Consider the following 18,092-nt stretch of genomic DNA (forward strand, 5'->3'; position numbering starts at 1 on the left):
TCTTACTCCATAAAATAGTATAAATTAAACTAGTGAACCCCTTACTGCTCTAACCACTTTCTAAACTCTGCTGTCGTAGACGAGCTTGTCATTACTTTTTCTTTTATACCATTCATTTTTAAAAGTAATCTATTTTTAAAATGACTTTCTATATTTTCTATGTAGTCTATGTTTATTAGCTCACTTCTATTTATTTTAAAAAACTTAGCTGGGTGTAGTTGCTGGTAAATTGTTCCTAGATTTAATGAAATTGTATATCGTTTACCGTTAGCATCTGTAGCAATACAAAAATCTCCTGAGGCTTCAACCTTACAAATTTCTGAAACATTTAAAAGCTGAATTCCATTTGCCTTTTTAATTACAAATCGTTTTTTGTAATTATTATGCTCTTCTTGCAAAGCGAGTTTAAGCTCAGAAATAGTTTTTCCAGAAAGGGAGTTATAATCACCTTGGTTAAACAAAGCCTGGTATTTTTCCATTGCCTTTTTAAAGTCCAATTGTGTGTATGGCTTTAGTATATATGCAATACCGTTTGTATTAAATGCTTCGAACAAATACTCGTCATGCGCAGAACAAAATAGTATTGGCACGTCTATAGAAACCTCGTTATACAAATCAAAAGAAACCCCGTCTAACAATTGAATATCAGATAGTATAAAATCGTATTTATTTGCAGCTAAAAACTGTTTCCCCTCTACATTAGAACGTGCCCAATCATGAGGAATATCTTCTTCATAATAATCCTTAACAAAAGAAACTAGTTTTTGGTATGCTGGTATCTCATCTTCTAAAATTAAAATTCTCATTGCCTTAATTTTCTTCAATCAATTTAATAATCGGAATAGAAATAATAAACTCTTTGTCCGTATTTATTATTAATACGTCTTTGTGTGATAATAATTTATAACGTGCTTTTAAGTTCTCTAGACCCGTACCAAACGATTCGTTTTTTGATATAATATTAGATCTAGTATTAGACACTTTTAAGACGTTCTCACTAACAGATATTACTGTTTTTATACTGTTATTCTTATTTGGTTTATTGTGCTTAACAACATTCTCTAACAAGGCTTGTATGGCTCCTGTAGGTATAAACTTATCCTCAATAGTTGTTTCTTTTTCAATTCTAAAATCATAATCGTTTCCAAAACGTGTTTTTATTAAAAACATATAATTTTCCGCCAACTGAATTTCTTCAGACAACTCCATAACTTCTGCATCTTTCGTTTTTATTAAGTACCTATATATTAATGATAAACGATTAATATATTCTTTTGCTCTTTTGGTATCACTATCTATTAAAGAGTCTAAGGTATTTAGGTTATTAAATAAAAAATGGGGGTCTATTTGCGAGCGTAATAATTTAAGCTCGTTTTCTTTTTGTTGCTTTTCAAACTTTAATAATTGGTTTTGTCCTTCGTAAAACTTTTTAGTGAGTAATAAAGCAAAAGGAAAAGCAGTATCGCTGGCACCTCTGTTTATCATTTTTATAACAAAATCTAAGCCTCTAGGAAACTTACTCCAATCGCTTTCTCCTGTCCAATACCCAATTGTAAATTGAATTCCGGTAAGTACAATTAAAATAAGCACCCCCAAAACGGTAAACAGTATATACTTTTTTTCTTTTACAAACTTTGGTATTAACCAAAAAACAAACAAGAAAATAATAGCACTTATTGTTATTAAATCTGTTGGGAAATCTAAAAGATACTCCTTAAGCATAGCGTCTTTTTTATAATACTCTATGCCTTGTATAGAAAAAGAAACTATAAAATAAACTACCATAAGTAGCACATCAGATTTGTTTACTTTTTTGTTCATTAAACAGTTTTTCTTTTAATTGTTATCATCAATTCTGTTTTGCTCTTCTTTAGATGAGTTTTCTCTATTTTTCTGTTTTCCGTATGTAGAACCAAAACTGTAAGAAACTCTTAATTGTACGTTTCTTCTAGACTCGTTACTTTCTACGTCTGCAAATAAATTATTGTAATTAATTTTACCAACATAACCTCTATTAAGTATTTTATTTAATCCTAAATTTACCTTTAGTTTATCATCTAAAAACGTTTTACCTAAAGAAAAATCTAAGCCAGCAAACCAATCTACATCTAAACCTCCATCTAGTGCTCCTGTACCGTAATTGCCACTAATTTCTGCATTAATTTCCCAAGGAAGCTCGTAACTGGCTTGTGTAAACCAAATTAAGCTCCATTTATCTAAATTTAAATTATCTGGTACAGATTCTAGTTTGTTGTAATTTACAATAAATCCAGTGTACCCATCTACGCCCTTTATAAAACTTAATGGTCCAAATAGTCTAAAATTCCAGTTTTCACTATCTGTTAAGTTAATAGTTGTTCTGCTAATTTCTGCCGTATCTGTATTTTGAGATACGTATTGAAACATAGCATCTTCTGTTTCACTATAACCAATAGTAAAAAACGGTTGACCATCAAAAGTTAAGTTAAACTGATAATTATTTGTAAAAGCTGGTTTCAAATTCTCATTTCCAACATCTGAAGATAGTGGATCATAATACGTTACAAAAGAATTTAGTGTGCTGTAACTTGGTCTGTTAATACGGTAACTATACGCTACGTTTGCGCTTAAACTTTCACTTAATTTTTTACTCACAGACGCGCTTGGAAATAATTTAGATATTTTACGCTCTCTAGTTACATTGGTTGTATTAGACGTTCCTTTAGTAGTGCTGTCTTCAAAACGTAAACCACCAGAAAAAGACCATTTTCCGCTAGTTAAATTTAATTTAGAATACAAGGCAAAAATGTTTTCTTCAACCAAAAACCGGTTACTAGCAGCTTCATTAAACGTAAATTCTCCGTTTGTATCTTCACTAAAAGACATTAAATCGCTATCTGTGTCTACTTCTGCATACTTACTACCAAAACTAAGTTTAAAGTCTTTTGTAAATTGTTTAGCGTAGTCTACTTTATAGGTTTTAATTTGGTATTCGCCATCTTGTAAATAACGTTGATTTGTATAAGGTACTGTGCTACCCTCTAAAGAAGATATCGTATTAATATTATCATTGGTATAGTCTACAAAATTAAAATCTACCGTTAACTTTTGTTTTTCTGTTTTGTATTCGTAATACGGGTTAACATTAAATACTGTTTGATCTCTATTAAAACTATTTTGAGACAGTAAATAATCTGTACCATTAGTGCCTGTAATTATATTACTACTTTTAGAGTTACGGTCAGAGTTTGTATTAATGTTCCTAACACCAACTCCTATAGTGTGTTCTTCTGTAATGTAATAATCTACATTACCGCTTACTCTTGCAGTTTTAGGGTTATAAGGCTCTATTGTAGCTTGGTCATATGTTGCGCCATCTACGGTTCTTTTAATAAATAAATCTTCTCTCCAAGTTGGACTAGAATATCCTGCACCTGCTTGCCAATTTAATTTGTTTTTGTAACTACCAATAGAAGCACTTGTACCATATTCTACACCTTCATCCTCGCCAACCCAGCCTACAACGGTGCCGTTTGTACCTAGCCTTACATTTTTCTTTAGTATAATGTTTATAATTGGTCCAGAACCTGCAGCATCAAACTCGGCACCAGGTTGCTCTACCATTTCTACTCTGGCTATGTTATCTGCAGGCATATCGCGCAGCAAAGTACTCATATCCATATAATCGGTAGTTTTACCATTAATTAAAATTCTAAGATTGTTTTGCCCTGCATAACTTATACCGTTGTTGGTTACAATTACACCTGGAACACGCTTCATGACATCTTTTAAATTAGAATTTATCATTTCAGAATTTTCTAAGTCTACAATAAGTTTTTCTGCAGTTTGCCTAATTACAGGTCTTTTACTTTTTACAACAACCTCATCTAAAGATTCTGCTTCTTCATTTAATATAAAATCTATGCTTTTGTCCGTTGCTAACTCAAATTCTTTAGAAGCCTTGGTTTTAAAACCCAACATAGAAACCTCTATATAATACGTTCCGTTTTTTATTGAGTTAAAGGCATATGCGCCCTGTTTATCTGATATGGTTCCAGTGACAACATCTTTAGTAGATTGATTGTATAAAATTACATTGGCGTACTCTAAGGGTATGTTGTTTTCTGTTACTAGCCCAGAAATTTTGTTTTGTGCCTGGGTAGATAATACTCCTAGAAGTAAAATAAAAATAGTTCTTGTTAACGTTTTCATGACTGTTGATTATGATTGATGCTATAAATGTATATGAATTAAGTACTTATAAAAATCATTTTCTGACAAATTGGGGTAAAAAAGGGGTGAACCCTATTTTTTTATTGACCAGTTGTTACTCCCTAAAACAAAAAAAGGCTCCCTATAATAGGAAGCCTTACGATATAAAGAACTTAATTTTTATTCTTCTTCTGATGTTTCTGCTTGGGTATCAACATCAAACATTTTACCTAAATATACCAGCTGAAACTCTTCTGTTATGTCTGTAAATTCTTTACTAAATGAAGATATAATATGAAGCTCACCATCTGGAAACTTTAAAAATAAAGGCACTATATTTTCATCTGCTTTTGTAATCTCTATTAAACCTTCATAATGGGTTTGATCTTTTAATTTTATTTCGTGTATAGCTGGGTATTTACGAGTTATTTCTGTAAGCCTAATAAAATCATCTGTATGAGAAAACAAACCTTCTTTAGGGTTATTCTCTGGGTCATTCATCTCATCTGCATTTACCAATCTAAAAGATCCGTTTTCACCAAATTGCTTTCCAAACTTTTTAACTGCAAAATTATTAATATCTGAGTTTGCTGTAAGTGCCATAACGTAACCCATATCACTTAACTCAATATTATCTGTTAAAGAATCTGAATAAATATTAGCGTTAATAGCATCTAAACCTAAACTTTTTGCCTTGTTTATATTGGTCTGGTTATTATCTATTAATACCACATGTCTATTATGGTCATTTAAGTAATTAGCAATTAATCTAGATAATTTGGAGCCACCAATAATTAAAATACCCTCCGATCTTTTTAAGAAAACACCAACCAGTTTTGCAAACATCCTTGCGGTAGTTGCATTAAGTAAAACCGTACCTAATACAATAACAAAAACCAAAGGAGTAATATAATCTGCCCCAGGAACACCCTTAGAAAATAATTTAGAACCAAATAAAGAAGCTATACCTGCTGCAACAATACCTCTTGGGCCAACCCAACTAATAAATAGTTTTTCGTTTAACTTTAAATTAGAACCTCTTGTACTTAAAAAGACACCCAAAGGCCTTACTAAAAAAACAATAATTGCGAATAATATCAAAGTATTCCAATTGTAAATAAGCTCTAAATCTGATATATTAATATTTGCAGATAGTAGTATAAATAAGATAGATATTAACAACACACTTAAAGATTCTTTAAAGTAAAGTAACTCCTTAATATTTGGTAAATCTGTGTTCCCCATAACCATACCCATAACTACTACTGCTAATAAACCAGACTCGTGTGCAAAAACATCTGACATTACAAAAACAAGTAATACAATAGATAAAGACACTACATTAAGTAAATAGTGCGGTATAAAATTACGCTTTACAGCCGCTGTTAAACCGTGTGCAAACGTAAAACCAAATGTGGTACCAAATAATAATATTTTACCAAACTCTACCAATGCCGTAAATGTAAAGTCACCACCACCACCAACACTAATAAACTCATATACCAGGACGGCAACCAAAGCACCAATAGGATCTATTAAAATACCTTCCCATTTAAGAACCGCAGAAATATCGTTTTTAAGCGGTATATTTCTTAAAATAGGTGTAATTACTGTTGGTCCTGTTACTATAATTAATCCTGAAAATAAAAATGAAATTGACCAGCTTAAACCCAAAATATAATGAGCAGCTACTCCAGCTCCAAAAAAAGTAACTAAAGAACCTAAAGTTATTAACTTAGAAATTACAGGACCTATATTTTTAATCTCTGACCGCTTTAGAGTTAAGCCGCCTTCAAACAAAATAATACTAATTGCAAGGGACACAAAGTAGTACAAACTATCACCAGGAAAAAGACCTGTTTTTCCGTTCCAAATTGGCTCTATTATTTTACTACCATCTTCTGTAAAAAGAGTGGCTATAGGCCCTACAATTAGCCCTATTAAAATTAAGGGTAAAATTGCGGGTAATTTTAATTTCCAAGCAAACCATTGCGCTAGTATTCCTAATATTATAATTCCGGCTAACTCCAGCATAATTCATTTTTTTTGAAAAATAGTATTTTAATTTTAAAAAGCAATTTTCAATCCTAAATACTTTCTTGTATAATTATGTTATCTTGGGCTAAATTTTGTCTATGGTTTATAAAAATCGTCCTTTTAAAACGATTCTTTTTGGATTTGCATTCTCACCAAAATTGGAAATAAATATTTTGGAGACTACCAGAATTGCACATTTTTTTAATGCCAAGTTAATACTGCTTCACGTAGGATCTAAAACCACAGAAAATGAAGCAAAAATTACATCATTCTTAAATAAAACAGAATATAAAGATTTAGATATAGAGGTTAAATGGGAAGAGGGAGATCCTATAAATGTAATTACAACTGCCTGTAAAACAAGTAATATAGATTTATTGATTCTTGGAGCTTTACAAAAAGAAAATATGTATAAATTTTACGTAGGCTCTATTGCGCGAAAGTTAACACGTAAAGTCTGCTGCTCCGTTTTGTTACTTATAAAACCGTCTAAAGAGCGTGTACCATGTAAAAACATTGTTGTAAACGGTTTAGATGCGCCAGATACACCACTTACTATAAATTCAGCTTTTTATATTGCAGATGCACTTGGTTCTCCACAAATAACAATTGTTGAAGAAATTTTACAAAAAGATATTCATGTTACTGTACAGGATGATAAAACGCTAAAAAAAGCAAATATTGTTAAAGAACGATTAAAACATCGCGAAGAACAAAGGGTTCGGGAAATTATAAAAGATATACCTGATACCTGTAAGAAAGGAATAAAAATAAAAAATCAAGGTATTTTTGGAAAAAGAGGATACTCTATTGGCCATTATGCTGAGATTGTTAGAGCAGATTTATTGGTAATGAATGCTCCGTCTAAAACAGGAATTTTAGATCGTATTTTTCCGCACGATATAGAATACATTTTATCTGATTTACCAACAGATTTATTTATAATACGTAACCAATTTGACTCCGAAAACAAATAAAACAAAAACATTTGTAAGTGCACTTCCAAAGAATATATTCTCTGGTTTTGTGGTTTCATTAATAGCACTACCCCTAGGGTTAGGTTTGGCATTAGCCAGTGAAGCACCTCCAATTTCTGGCGTTATAGCTGCGATTGTAGGTGGTTTTATAGTTTCTATTTTAGGAGGCTCTAATGTTACTATTTCTGGTCCTGGTAACGGTATGGTAATTGTTTTGCTAAGTGCAATTTACACTTTAGGTGATGGTGATTTGTACCAAGGGTATTTATTTACACTTGCCGCTATTATTGTGTCTGGCTTGGTAATGATTGTACTTGGTTTCTTAAAAATGGGGAGACTTGCAGATTTTTTCCCCGCCTCTGCCATAGAAGGTATGCTTGCCGCAATTGGTATTGGTATCTTGTCTAAACAGTTTCATATCATGTTAGGAAATAACAATGTTAGTGGTAAAATAGTGCCGTTGTTACTACAATTTCCTGCTGGTATACAAAATTTATGGCAAACCACAGATGTTGCTGTACTAATAGCTGCTACCATTGGTATTATTAGCCTCCTAATTATGGTTTTTTATGCCAAAATTAGAAACAAGTATTTTCAGCTTATACCCGCTCCAATGTGGATTATTGTTCTTGTGGTAGGATTAAGTTATGTACTAGCTAGTTTAAATATAAATTATCCGCTAACCGAAAATTTTCTTGTAAAAATACCAGAAGATGTTACTTCTAATTTGGCCTTCCCAGATTTTTCTAAAGTATACCAACCTAATTTTATTATAGCCGTTTTTTCGATCACGCTAATTGCTAGTATAGAATCTTTACTAAGTATAAAAGCGGTAGATAAATTAGACACTTTAAACAGACGTTCTAACGTAAACAGAGATTTAAAAGCCCTAGGTGTAGCCTCAATCGCTAGTGGTTTCTTAGGTGGTATAAACGTGGTTACTGTTATTGCACGTAGTTCTGTAAATGTTAACAATGGCGCAACAAACAGATCTGCCAACTTTTTTCATGCATTCTTTTTAGCGGCATTTGTATTACTTTTTCAAGACCAATTACGTAAAATACCTTTAGCCGCTCTAGCTGCTATTTTGGTGTATACGGGTTATAAACTAGCCACACCAAAGACCTTACAAAAAGTTGCTAAAATTGGTAAAGAGCAAATAATTATATTTTTAGTTACGCTTTTAACTACATTATTTACGAACTTAATTACCGGTATTAGTGCAGGTATTTTAATTACGCTTGTTATTCACATTGTTCTAAACAAGAGTTTTTCTTTATTCTTTAGCAACTTACTAAAACCAAATATTTTAATGTACAAAGAGCCAGATGGTGGTAACTTTTACATTAGTGTAAAATACTTTTGTAGCTTTTTAAATTTCTACAAACTAAAAAACAAACTAGATGCTATACCAGAAGATAATGATGTGGTTCTAGATTTTTCTATGTGTAATTTTGTAGACCATACTGTAATGGATGGTTTAGAAGGTTATATTGATACGTTTAGTAAAAAAGGCGGCAGTATAGAGCTAATTGGGTTAGATAAGCACGGTGCCGACTCTGCACACCCATTTGCCATACGTAAAATACTTCCGTTTGCTACAAAATTAGCTCCCGTAGGAGGTAACCTTACTAAAAGACAGTTGTTACTAAAAAATACAGCGGCAGATTTTAAATGGGATTACATACCAGAGAAGAATAAAAATGCTCGTTTTTTAACCGATTTTATTTTCTTTAAAAGTAGAGAAATACGTTATTTCTACAATCAACTTAAAGCAAAGAACAACAAAGTTGCTCTTATGGATGTAGAGTTTACTGAAGGCGCCTTTATCGCCAGAGAAGTTATAAAAACAACCGTTTTACATATAAAACTAGATAGGGAAGTTCCTGTTTTTACTTTAGACAAAGAAGGACTTATAAAATACCTTTATAGCTTAGCTGGTTTTAAGGAATTAAGTATAAAGAACCATCCAGATTTTAACCGCAGGTTTTACCTAAGTGGCGAAAAACCATCACAAATACAACAATTATTTACAGATGAACTTATTCTTTTTTTAGAAAGTAATCCTTATTACCACATAGAATGTAATGGGTCTGCACTGTTAATTATAAAAAAAGAACGTTTACTTAGTGTACAAGAAGTAAAAGCAATGCTATATTTTGGTAAGCAATTACATCAAATTTTACAATAATGTTAACATAAAATAGCATCATATAAACATATTACTTTACCTAATTTTGTATTTATGAAGATTTACCCAATAGAAACAGGAAATTTTAAGTTAGATGGTGGTGCAATGTTTGGTGTTGTTCCTAAAGCTATATGGACAAGAACCAACCCGGCAGATGCTAATAATATGATAGATATTGCTGGCCGTTGTTTATTAATAGAAGATGGTAACAGGCTTATATTAATAGATACTGGTATGGGCAACAAACAATCCGACAAGTTTTTTGGGTATTACTATATGTGGGGAGACCATACGTTAGACAAGTCTTTAAAAAAGTTAGGTTTTAGTAAGGATGATATTACTGACGTTTTTTTAACACACTTACATTTTGACCATTCTGGCGGCTGCGCTATTTGGAACAAAGACCATACGGGGTACCAAGTTGCTTTTAAAAATGCGAAGTTTTGGACCAATGAAAATCATTGGAACTGGGCAACTAAACCTAATGCACGCGAAAAAGCATCGTTTTTAACTGAAAACATACTACCCATGCAAGAAAGCGGACAGTTACACTTTTTAAAACCAAATCAGCATCAATTTGAAGCTGAGTCTGAACTTGGTTTTGGTATTTTTTATGCGGATGGGCATACAGAAAAACAAATGATACCACATATACAGTACAAAGGAAAAACTTTGGTTTTTATGGCAGATTTATTACCAACTGTTGGTCATATACCACTACCCTACGTTATGGGTTTTGATACTAGACCGTTGTTAACCTTGTCTGAAAAAGAAGTGTTTTTAAACACAGCTGCAGATAATAATTATCATTTGGTTTTAGAGCATGATGCACATAATGAAATATGTACTGTAAAACACACAGAAAAAGGAGTGCGCTTACATGAAGTTTTCACATTTAACGAGCTCTTTAAGTAAGGAGAATACTATAAACTTAACTATATGAATCATTTACTAAGAAATTAGTAATTTTAGACGCAATTAAAAAATACAAATTAAATTAACTCAATATGAATATCAGAATAACAAAATCTGTTTTAAGCTTATCTACTATTGCCTTAATAATGGCTAGCTGTGGATCTGCTCCTGCTTTAGTTTCTACTCCTGTAGATAATATAGATGCTTTGCCATTAAAAGTATCTGAACTAACAGAACAACAAAAACAAAACTGGGGTCATGCAGATCTTGCAACAGACACTATACCAGGAATGAGTGTAGATAAAGCATACAAAGAACTTATTGGCAACAAAAAAGGAACCAAAGTTATTGTTGCTGTTATGGATTCTGGAATGGATTTAAATCATGAAGACCTTAAAAATGTCTTATGGACAAATACAAAAGAAATTCCTGGAAATAATATAGATGATGATAATAACGGTTTTATTGATGATGTTCACGGCTATAACTTTTTAGGAAATTCTTATAATGAACAACTAGAAGCTGCTAGAATTTTAAGATTAAACCTAGGTGATGCTGCTTTACAAGCAAAAGCTAAGGCTAAAATTCAGCCTGATTATGAAGAGGCTTTAGCAAGTAAACAAAGATATGAGCAAATTTTACAAACTGTAAAAAATGCAGATGCTGCTGTTAAAAAAGAATTAGGTAAAGACAGCTACACAAAAGAAGATATAGCTGGTATTACAGCTACAGATGAGGCAATGCAACGTAACCTTGCCGCATTAAACCAAATGTATTCTTTTAGCCCTTCTATTCCTGAAGCTATAGAAAGCATTACTGGTGGTATTACATACTTTACAGACCAAGTAAACTACAACTTAAATAAAGATTTTGATGGTAGAAAACCAGTTGGTGATAACCCTTACGACCTTACAGATACTAAATACGGTAATGGTAACCCAATGAACACTATAGATAGTGAAAGTCACGGTACACACGTTGCTGGTATTATTGCTGCAGAGCGTAATAACGGTAAAGGTGCTAATGGTGTTGCTAGCAATGTTGAGTTAATGAGCGTTAGAGCTGTGCCTAATGGTGATGAGTACGATAAAGATATTGCTTTAGGTATACGTTACGCAGTAGATAACGGAGCTAAAGTTATAAACGCTAGTTTTGGTAAAGCATTTTCTCCAAAAGCAGAATGGGTTTACGAAGCTTTAAAATACGCTGCAGAAAAAGATGTTCTTTTTATACACGCTGCTGGTAACGATGGTGCAGATTTAGATGATTATGAAAACAATCCTAACTACCCTAACGACCAAATTAAAAATGGTCCAGAATTTGCAGATAACGTAATTACAGTTGGCGCTTTAGCTAGCAAATATGGTTCTACAATGGTTGCAGATTTCTCTAACTATGGTAAAATTAATGTAGATGTTTTTGCTCCAGGTGCAGCAATTTACTCTACAGTACCAGGTAGTAAATATGAGTTTATGGGCGGTACTTCTATGGCATCTCCTGCTGTTGCTGGTGTTGCTGCAGTAATTCGTTCTCAGTACCCTAAATTAACAGCTGCACAAGTTAAAAAAATTATTATGCAGTCTGGTATACCTACAAAAACTAAGGTTGTTGTTGGTGGTGACCCTTCTAATAGTAATACATTAGATAATTTATCTACTTCTGGTAAAATGGTAAATTTATACAATGCACTTTTATTAGCTGAAAGTGTTTCTAAAGGACAAGTAAAATTATAAATATGAAAAAATTATTAATTGCAGGAGTAGCAGCGTTTGTAACGCTGCTTTCTCCTTTATCTGCGCAGAATAGTTCGTATTGGCAACAACATGTAGACTATTCTATGGATATAGATATGAATGTTGAAAATTACCAGTATGATGGTACACAGAAATTAGTATACACAAACAACTCACCAGATGAGTTAACACGTGTGTATTATCATTTGTATTTTAATGCTTTTCAACCAGGTAGTGAGATGGATGCACGTTTGCATAGTATTTCTGATCCTGATGGAAGAATGACAGACAAAGATAAAAACAGTAGAATTGAAACGTTAAAAGAAGATGAAATTGGTTTTATTAAAGTTTCGTCTTTAACACAAGATGGTACAGCTGTAAAATACAATGTAGAAGGTACTGTTTTAGTGGTAGAATTAGCTAAGCCAATTGCTCCTGGTGCTAAAACCACTTTTAATATGGTTTTTAAAGGTCAGGTTCCTTTACAAGTACGTAGATCTGGTCGCAATAGTAATGATGGTGTATCCTTATCTATGACACAGTGGTATCCAAAGTTAGCTGAATATGATTTTGAAGGTTGGCACGCAGATCCTTACATCGCAAGAGAATTTCATGGTGTTTGGGGAGATTTTGATGTAAAACTTACCATAGATAAAGATTACGTTGTTGGCGGTACTGGTTACTTACAAAACGCGAATGAAATAGGGCACGGTTATGAAGCTCCTGGAACTAAGGTAAAAAAGCAACGTGGAAAAAAATTAACTTGGCACTTTAAAGCTCCAATGGTACACGACTTTATGTGGGCTGCAGATCCAGATTATATTCATGATACTTTACAAGTAGAAAATGGTCCGTTATTACACTTTTTATACCAAGGTGATGATGCAGAAACTAAAGCTAACTGGGAAAAACTACAACCTAAAGCTGCAGAGATGATGCAGTTTTTTAATAAAAACATTGGCGAATACCCATACAAACAATACTCTATTATACAAGGTGGAGATGGTGGTATGGAGTACGCTATGAGTACTTTAATTGCTGGTGGCAAAAAGTTTGGTAGCCTTGCAGGTACAACTGCACATGAAATGGCTCACTCTTGGTTTCAGCACGTATTAGCTAGTAATGAAGCTAAACACGAGTGGATGGATGAAGGGTTTACAACTTTTATCTCTTCTTTATGTATGAACGAGGTTATGGATCAGAAAAAAGACAACCCTTTTGAGGGGTCTTACCGCGGGTATTACTATTTGGTAAGTACTGGTAAAGAACAACCACAAACTACACACGCAGATCGCTACCACGAAAATATGCCTTATAGCATTGCTGCTTACAGTAAAGGATCTATCTTTTTATCTCAATTAGGATACATTATTGGACAAGAGAACTTAATAAAAACGATTCATAAATACTATGAAGATTTTAAATTTAAGCATCCAACACCTAACGATATTAAAAGAACAGCAGAGAAAGTTTCTGGTATGGAACTAGACTGGTATTTAACAGACTGGACACAAACTACAAATACTATAGATTACGGTATTAAAGAAGTTACAGAGGCTAATAATACGTCTACCGTGTCTTTAGAAAGAATTGGTTTAATGCCAATGCCTATAGATGTTTTAGTTGTTTACACAGATGGTACAAAAGAAACATTTTATGCCCCATTACGTATGATGCGTGGTGAAAAAGAAAACCCATATACAGATTTAAAAAGAACTGTATTACCAGATTGGCCTTGGGCAAACTCTAACTATAGCTTTACTATTAACAAGCCAAAAGCAAGTATAAAAGCAATTGTTTTAGATCCATCTAACCTTATGGCAGATGTGAACAAAGAAAATAATGTTTACGAGGCAGAGTAAATCTTCCTTTTAATTTTTAAAAATCCGTTTAGAGTTTTTCTTTAAACGGATTTTTTTGTGCACATAAATTACATCAAACTAGATATAAAAAACAATAAACAGTTAAAAATAGTATCTTTATAATACCTTTGTTTCTGTTTAAAAAACGAGATACAAAGTGCACTGTTATCTTATCCATTTAAAATAATTAACTAATACATCTTTAATGCCTACCCTAGCAGATACTACTACTCCTAATTTTTCTTACCCAAAGAAAGAAAAACTTAAAAGCAAGAAATTAATAGAGGAGTTATTTAAAGATGGTAAAAGTGTATCTAGCTTTCCTGTAAAATTAATTTACGTACCGTGTAGTTTAGAAAACACCTCTTTAAACGTTGGTGTTACTGTGCCTAAGCGTAATTTTAAAAGCGCTGTAGACCGCAATAGAATTAAAAGATTATTACGAGAAGCGTATAGGCTTAATAAACACATTGTTTTTAACAACATAGATCAAGATTTTGCGTTACTATTTTTATATCTTGGTAAAAAGAAGCCAGATTATGCAGAGGTAGAGAAATCTATAATAGAGGCGCTTACCAAATTTTATAAGAAAGTAACCAATGAAGAAGCTATTTAAAAAGAAAATAATAATTCCGTTTTTTGCTGTTTGTATTTTACTTGGAGCAAGTAGTTTTAAAGGCGATTTTTTTGAAATAGCGAAGCAAATAGAGATCTTTACTACGCTTTTTAAGGAGCTTAATATGAATTATGTGGATGAAACCAATCCGGCTGAGTTAATGGATAACGCCATTAAAAATATGCTAAATGGTTTAGATCCTTATACTCGTTTTTTAAATGAACAAGATGTAGAGGCTTACCGAATTAACAATGCTGGTAAATATTCTGGTATTGGTGCTGTTGTACGTACGTACAAAGACAAAATGCTAATTATAGAAGCCTATAAAGATTCGCCCGCAGATAAAGCTGGTTTAAAGGCTGGAGATGAAATTATAAAGATTGGCGATACAGATGTTGCAACTTTTAAAGATGATGCAACAGAACTACTTAAAGGAGCTAGTAATACTGGTATAAGTGTAGTTTATAAGAGGCAAGACAAAACAAACACCACTACAATAAACAGAGAAGATATAGACGTAGATGCAGTACCCTTTTATAAAATGGTAGACGCAACAACGGGTTATATTGTATTAAATAAGTTTAACCAAAAAGCATCTTCGCAAACAAAAGAAGCTTTGGTTAATTTAAAAAACGAAGGCGCAAAAAAAATAATATTAGATTTAAGAGGAAATCCTGGTGGTTTATTGTCTGAAGCTATAAATGTTACCAATTTATTTGTTCCTAGAGGAGAGCTTATTGTAACCACAAAATCTAAGGTTAAAAAGTTTAATAAAATATACAAAACAAGAAACGCAGCGGTAGATACAGAAATACCCTTGGTTGTGCTTGTAAATGGTTCTAGTGCATCTGCCAGTGAAATTGTTTCTGGTAGCTTACAAGATTTAGATAGAGCCGTAATTGTAGGTGCACGTAGTTTTGGTAAAGGTTTGGTACAAAGACCACTTAAACTTACCTATGGCACGCAACTTAAAGTAACCATTTCTAGGTACTACACACCTTCTGGTAGATGTATACAATCTTTAGATTACTGGCATAGAGATGCAGATGGCAAAGCTGTTAAAAACACTACGTTTAACGATTTTAAAACCAAAAATGGACGTAAAGTACAAGATGGAGGTGGTGTTTTACCAGAAATACAAATTGACGCTGCTAAAACCAATGCACTTACTAAGGCATTACTTTTAAACAATGTTATTTTTGACTATGCTACCAACTACTATTACAACAACAACGTAAATACTATTGCAGATTTTAATTTTACTGATGCAAATTTTACGGCCTTTAAAGAGTTTGTAAAAGAATCTAATTTTTCTTTTGAAACCGAAACAGAAAAAGCATTAACTGCTGCTATAAACAGTAATGACAGTGCTATTTTTGGTGAAGAGATACAAGAAAAATACAAAAGCCTTTTAGTTGATATTAATAAAAATAAAATTAAAGCTTTAGATAAGTATAAAGATGAAATTGTAAAAAATATTGAAGACGAAATTGTAAAACGATATTTTTATAAAGAAGGTTTGTACGAGTACTACTTAACGCAAGATGATGCTATTTTAACTGCTACAGAATTGCTTAATAATACGACTAAATACAACGATTATTTAAAGTAGATTTTATATAAAACATTATGTCTGTTTACCAAAAAATGGCCAGTGTTGGTCAAAAAATATTTTCTAAACATATACTTTTTAAATACGGATTTAATTATTCGCCCATGTACAAAAGAAGTACGGGTAAAATAATTGAAATTACTAAAGATTTATTACACATAAAAGTGAAGATTCCTATTAGTTGGAAAAACAGAAACTATGTGAATTCTATTTTTGGTGGTAGTTTATTTTCTGCCGTAGACCCAATACCAATGATACAGTTATTGTATTTAATTGGTGATGATTATGTAGTTTGGGATAAAGCCGCAGATATACGTTTTAAAAAACCCGCAAAAGAGAACGTATATGCTGTTTTTAACTATACCGAAGAAGAACTACAAGATATTAAAAACCGTATAGTCACAGAAAATGAAATTGAGATTAAAAAAACTACAGAAATAAAAAGTGCAGATGGTGCTACTACTTTTTGCTTGGTACATAAAACCATTTATGTAGCGAATAAAGAGTTCTACAAGCAAAAAATAAACAATAGGAAGAAACTTAAAGCGTAGTATTAGATTTATATAAAAAAGTAGACCTAAATTATTAGATAGCTTTCGTTGTTTTTACTTATACTCAGCACTCTTTACAAACAGGCGTTTGTAATAGTTATTATTTTACTCATTAGTATGGCTGTTCATAATTATAGCGAACTTCTTTTATAGTAGTTACCTTGTAATTCTTTTCTAAATAGTTTTCATCATTATAAAAAAGTGTAATTTCTGTTAAACCAACTCCATTATATGCCGGTTTACAATAACTTTGCCCATACCAAATTCCTTGAGATCTTCCTTGACCTAAAAATGGTGTATATAATGGCAATTTATTATTTTTTCTGTTTTTATTAAAGTCTTTAATTTTTGTATTCGCATTAATAAGTTGGCCGTCAATAAGCACATATCCTTCTAAGGTGGGTAAATTGATAAATGCAGCTTCTCTTTCTGACACCATAGATTCATAACCATCTGCTATATCCTTTAAAACCTCGGTATCATCAGATAATTTTATGGCGATGCTTGCCACCATTCTAGGCCTATTGTCTATACCATTTGTTTCTTCTAGATTAGGTCTTTTTCCTAACCATTTAGCCTGAAAACTTATAGGTTTATCTTTGTAATAATCATCGTCTTCTGAAGAGTAATTGCTTCCCATTACTTTTTCAAAAAGATGAAGACTATCTAAGACCACATGTTGTTCATTATAATACAATTTACAAGCTTTAATTTCAAAACGATGCTCTTGTGCCTTATAACTTTCTAAAGCGTCTTGAAAATTTAGGACTGTATCATTAGTATCTGCAGCAAGAAGGTTCTCTTTTTTTATACCATTGCAGGCCGTAAGAAGAGATACCATTATTAGAATGCTAATTATTTTGCTCATTAATAAGGCTGTTGATAATTATAGCGAACTTCTTTTATAGTAGTTACCTTGTAATTCTTTTCTAAATAGTTTTCATCATTGTAAAGTAAAGTAACATTTGTATAACCAATACTATTATATGCAGGTAGACAATAACTTTTTCCATAGGTTATTCCCTGGGAAATTGCCATACCTAACAATGGTGTATATAAGGGCAATTTATTATTTTTTCTATTTTGGTTAAAGTCTTTAATTTTTGTATTCGTATTAATAAGTTGGCCGTCAATAAGCACATATCCTTCCAAGGTGGGTAAATTATAAAATGAGGAATCCCTTAGCTTTAACCTAGATGTATATCCCTCTTTTCTGTTTTTTAAAAACTCGGTATCATCAGATAGTTTTATGGCGATGCTATAAACCATTCTAGGCCTATTGTCTATACCATTTGTTTTATCGAGATTATACATTTTCCCTAACCATTTAGCCTGAAAACTTATAGGTTTATCTTTGTAATAATCATCGTCTTCTGAAGAGTAATTGCTTCCCATTACTTTTTCAAA

At 32.2% G+C, this 18,092-nt stretch carries 14 protein-coding genes; 8 read left to right on the forward strand and 6 right to left on the reverse strand.

Annotation, left to right across the window (positions count from 1 at the left end; genetic code table 11):
- Positions 1-41 precede the first annotated feature (41 nt).
- From M4I21_RS12220 to M4I21_RS12235, 4 genes are all read right to left on the reverse strand, one after another.
- Positions 42-806 (reverse strand): LytR/AlgR family response regulator transcription factor, encoded by a 765-nt coding sequence (locus tag M4I21_RS12220; protein ID WP_249559456.1) that lies wholly within the window; start codon positions 804-806, stop codon positions 42-44.
- A 4-nt stretch (positions 807-810) separates the two neighbouring features.
- A complete protein-coding gene (locus M4I21_RS12225; RefSeq protein ID WP_249559457.1) occupies positions 811-1,821 on the reverse strand; it encodes a sensor histidine kinase in 1,011 nt (336 codons plus the stop codon).
- A 15-nt stretch (positions 1,822-1,836) separates the two neighbouring features.
- Entirely contained in the window at positions 1,837-4,191 is a 2,355-nt protein-coding gene (locus tag M4I21_RS12230) for a TonB-dependent receptor (RefSeq protein WP_249559458.1), read from the reverse strand.
- A 180-nt stretch (positions 4,192-4,371) separates the two neighbouring features.
- Positions 4,372-6,225: a cation:proton antiporter gene (locus tag M4I21_RS12235; protein WP_249559459.1), complete on the reverse strand. Its 1,854-nt coding sequence runs from the start codon at positions 6,223-6,225 to the stop codon at positions 4,372-4,374.
- A gap of 101 nt (positions 6,226-6,326) precedes the next feature.
- Between M4I21_RS12235 and M4I21_RS12240 the strand changes: the two genes are divergently transcribed.
- From M4I21_RS12240 to M4I21_RS12275, 8 genes are all read left to right on the forward strand, one after another.
- Entirely contained in the window at positions 6,327-7,205 is an 879-nt protein-coding gene (locus tag M4I21_RS12240; RefSeq protein ID WP_249559460.1) for a universal stress protein, read from the forward strand.
- Positions 7,186-9,396, forward strand: coding sequence for a SulP family inorganic anion transporter (locus M4I21_RS12245; RefSeq protein ID WP_249559461.1), 2,211 nt, complete (start codon positions 7,186-7,188; stop codon positions 9,394-9,396). The genes M4I21_RS12240 and M4I21_RS12245 overlap by 20 nt, the downstream gene beginning before the upstream one ends.
- A 54-nt stretch (positions 9,397-9,450) precedes the next feature.
- Entirely contained in the window at positions 9,451-10,311 is an 861-nt protein-coding gene (locus M4I21_RS12250; RefSeq protein WP_249559462.1) for an MBL fold metallo-hydrolase, read from the forward strand.
- Between the two features lie 92 nt (positions 10,312-10,403).
- The gene (locus M4I21_RS12255) at positions 10,404-12,044 is read left to right on the forward strand and encodes a S8 family peptidase (protein ID WP_249559464.1); all 1,641 of its coding nucleotides are present in this window, start codon (positions 10,404-10,406) and stop codon (positions 12,042-12,044) included.
- 2 nt (positions 12,045-12,046) lie between these two features.
- Positions 12,047-13,906, forward strand: coding sequence for a M1 family metallopeptidase (locus tag M4I21_RS12260; RefSeq protein ID WP_249559465.1), 1,860 nt, complete (start codon positions 12,047-12,049; stop codon positions 13,904-13,906).
- A 205-nt stretch (positions 13,907-14,111) separates the two neighbouring features.
- Positions 14,112-14,522 carry a ribonuclease P protein component gene (gene rnpA / locus M4I21_RS12265; RefSeq protein WP_249559466.1) on the forward strand — a complete coding sequence of 137 codons (411 nt, stop codon included), beginning with the start codon at positions 14,112-14,114 and terminating at the stop codon, positions 14,520-14,522.
- On the forward strand, positions 14,506-16,134 hold the full coding sequence (locus tag M4I21_RS12270; RefSeq protein WP_249559467.1) for a S41 family peptidase: 1,629 nt from the start codon (positions 14,506-14,508) through the stop codon (positions 16,132-16,134). Before rnpA ends, M4I21_RS12270 begins: the two co-directional genes overlap by 17 nt.
- A gap of 17 nt (positions 16,135-16,151) precedes the next feature.
- On the forward strand, positions 16,152-16,685 hold the full coding sequence (locus tag M4I21_RS12275; RefSeq protein ID WP_249559468.1) for a DUF4442 domain-containing protein: 534 nt from the start codon (positions 16,152-16,154) through the stop codon (positions 16,683-16,685).
- Between the two features lie 112 nt (positions 16,686-16,797).
- Here the strand turns inward: M4I21_RS12275 and M4I21_RS12280 are convergent, their stop codons facing one another.
- Both M4I21_RS12280 and M4I21_RS12285 read right to left on the reverse strand, forming a co-directional pair.
- Positions 16,798-17,553 (reverse strand): hypothetical protein, encoded by a 756-nt coding sequence (locus M4I21_RS12280; RefSeq protein WP_249559469.1) that lies wholly within the window; start codon positions 17,551-17,553, stop codon positions 16,798-16,800.
- Positions 17,553-18,092, reverse strand: a 540-nt coding sequence (locus tag M4I21_RS12285; protein WP_249559470.1) for a hypothetical protein, incomplete at its 5' end; no start/stop codon positions are given. The genes M4I21_RS12280 and M4I21_RS12285, both read right to left, overlap by 1 nt.

Source organism: Cellulophaga sp. 20_2_10 (assembly GCF_023476645.1).
Classification (GTDB): domain Bacteria; phylum Bacteroidota; class Bacteroidia; order Flavobacteriales; family Flavobacteriaceae; genus Cellulophaga.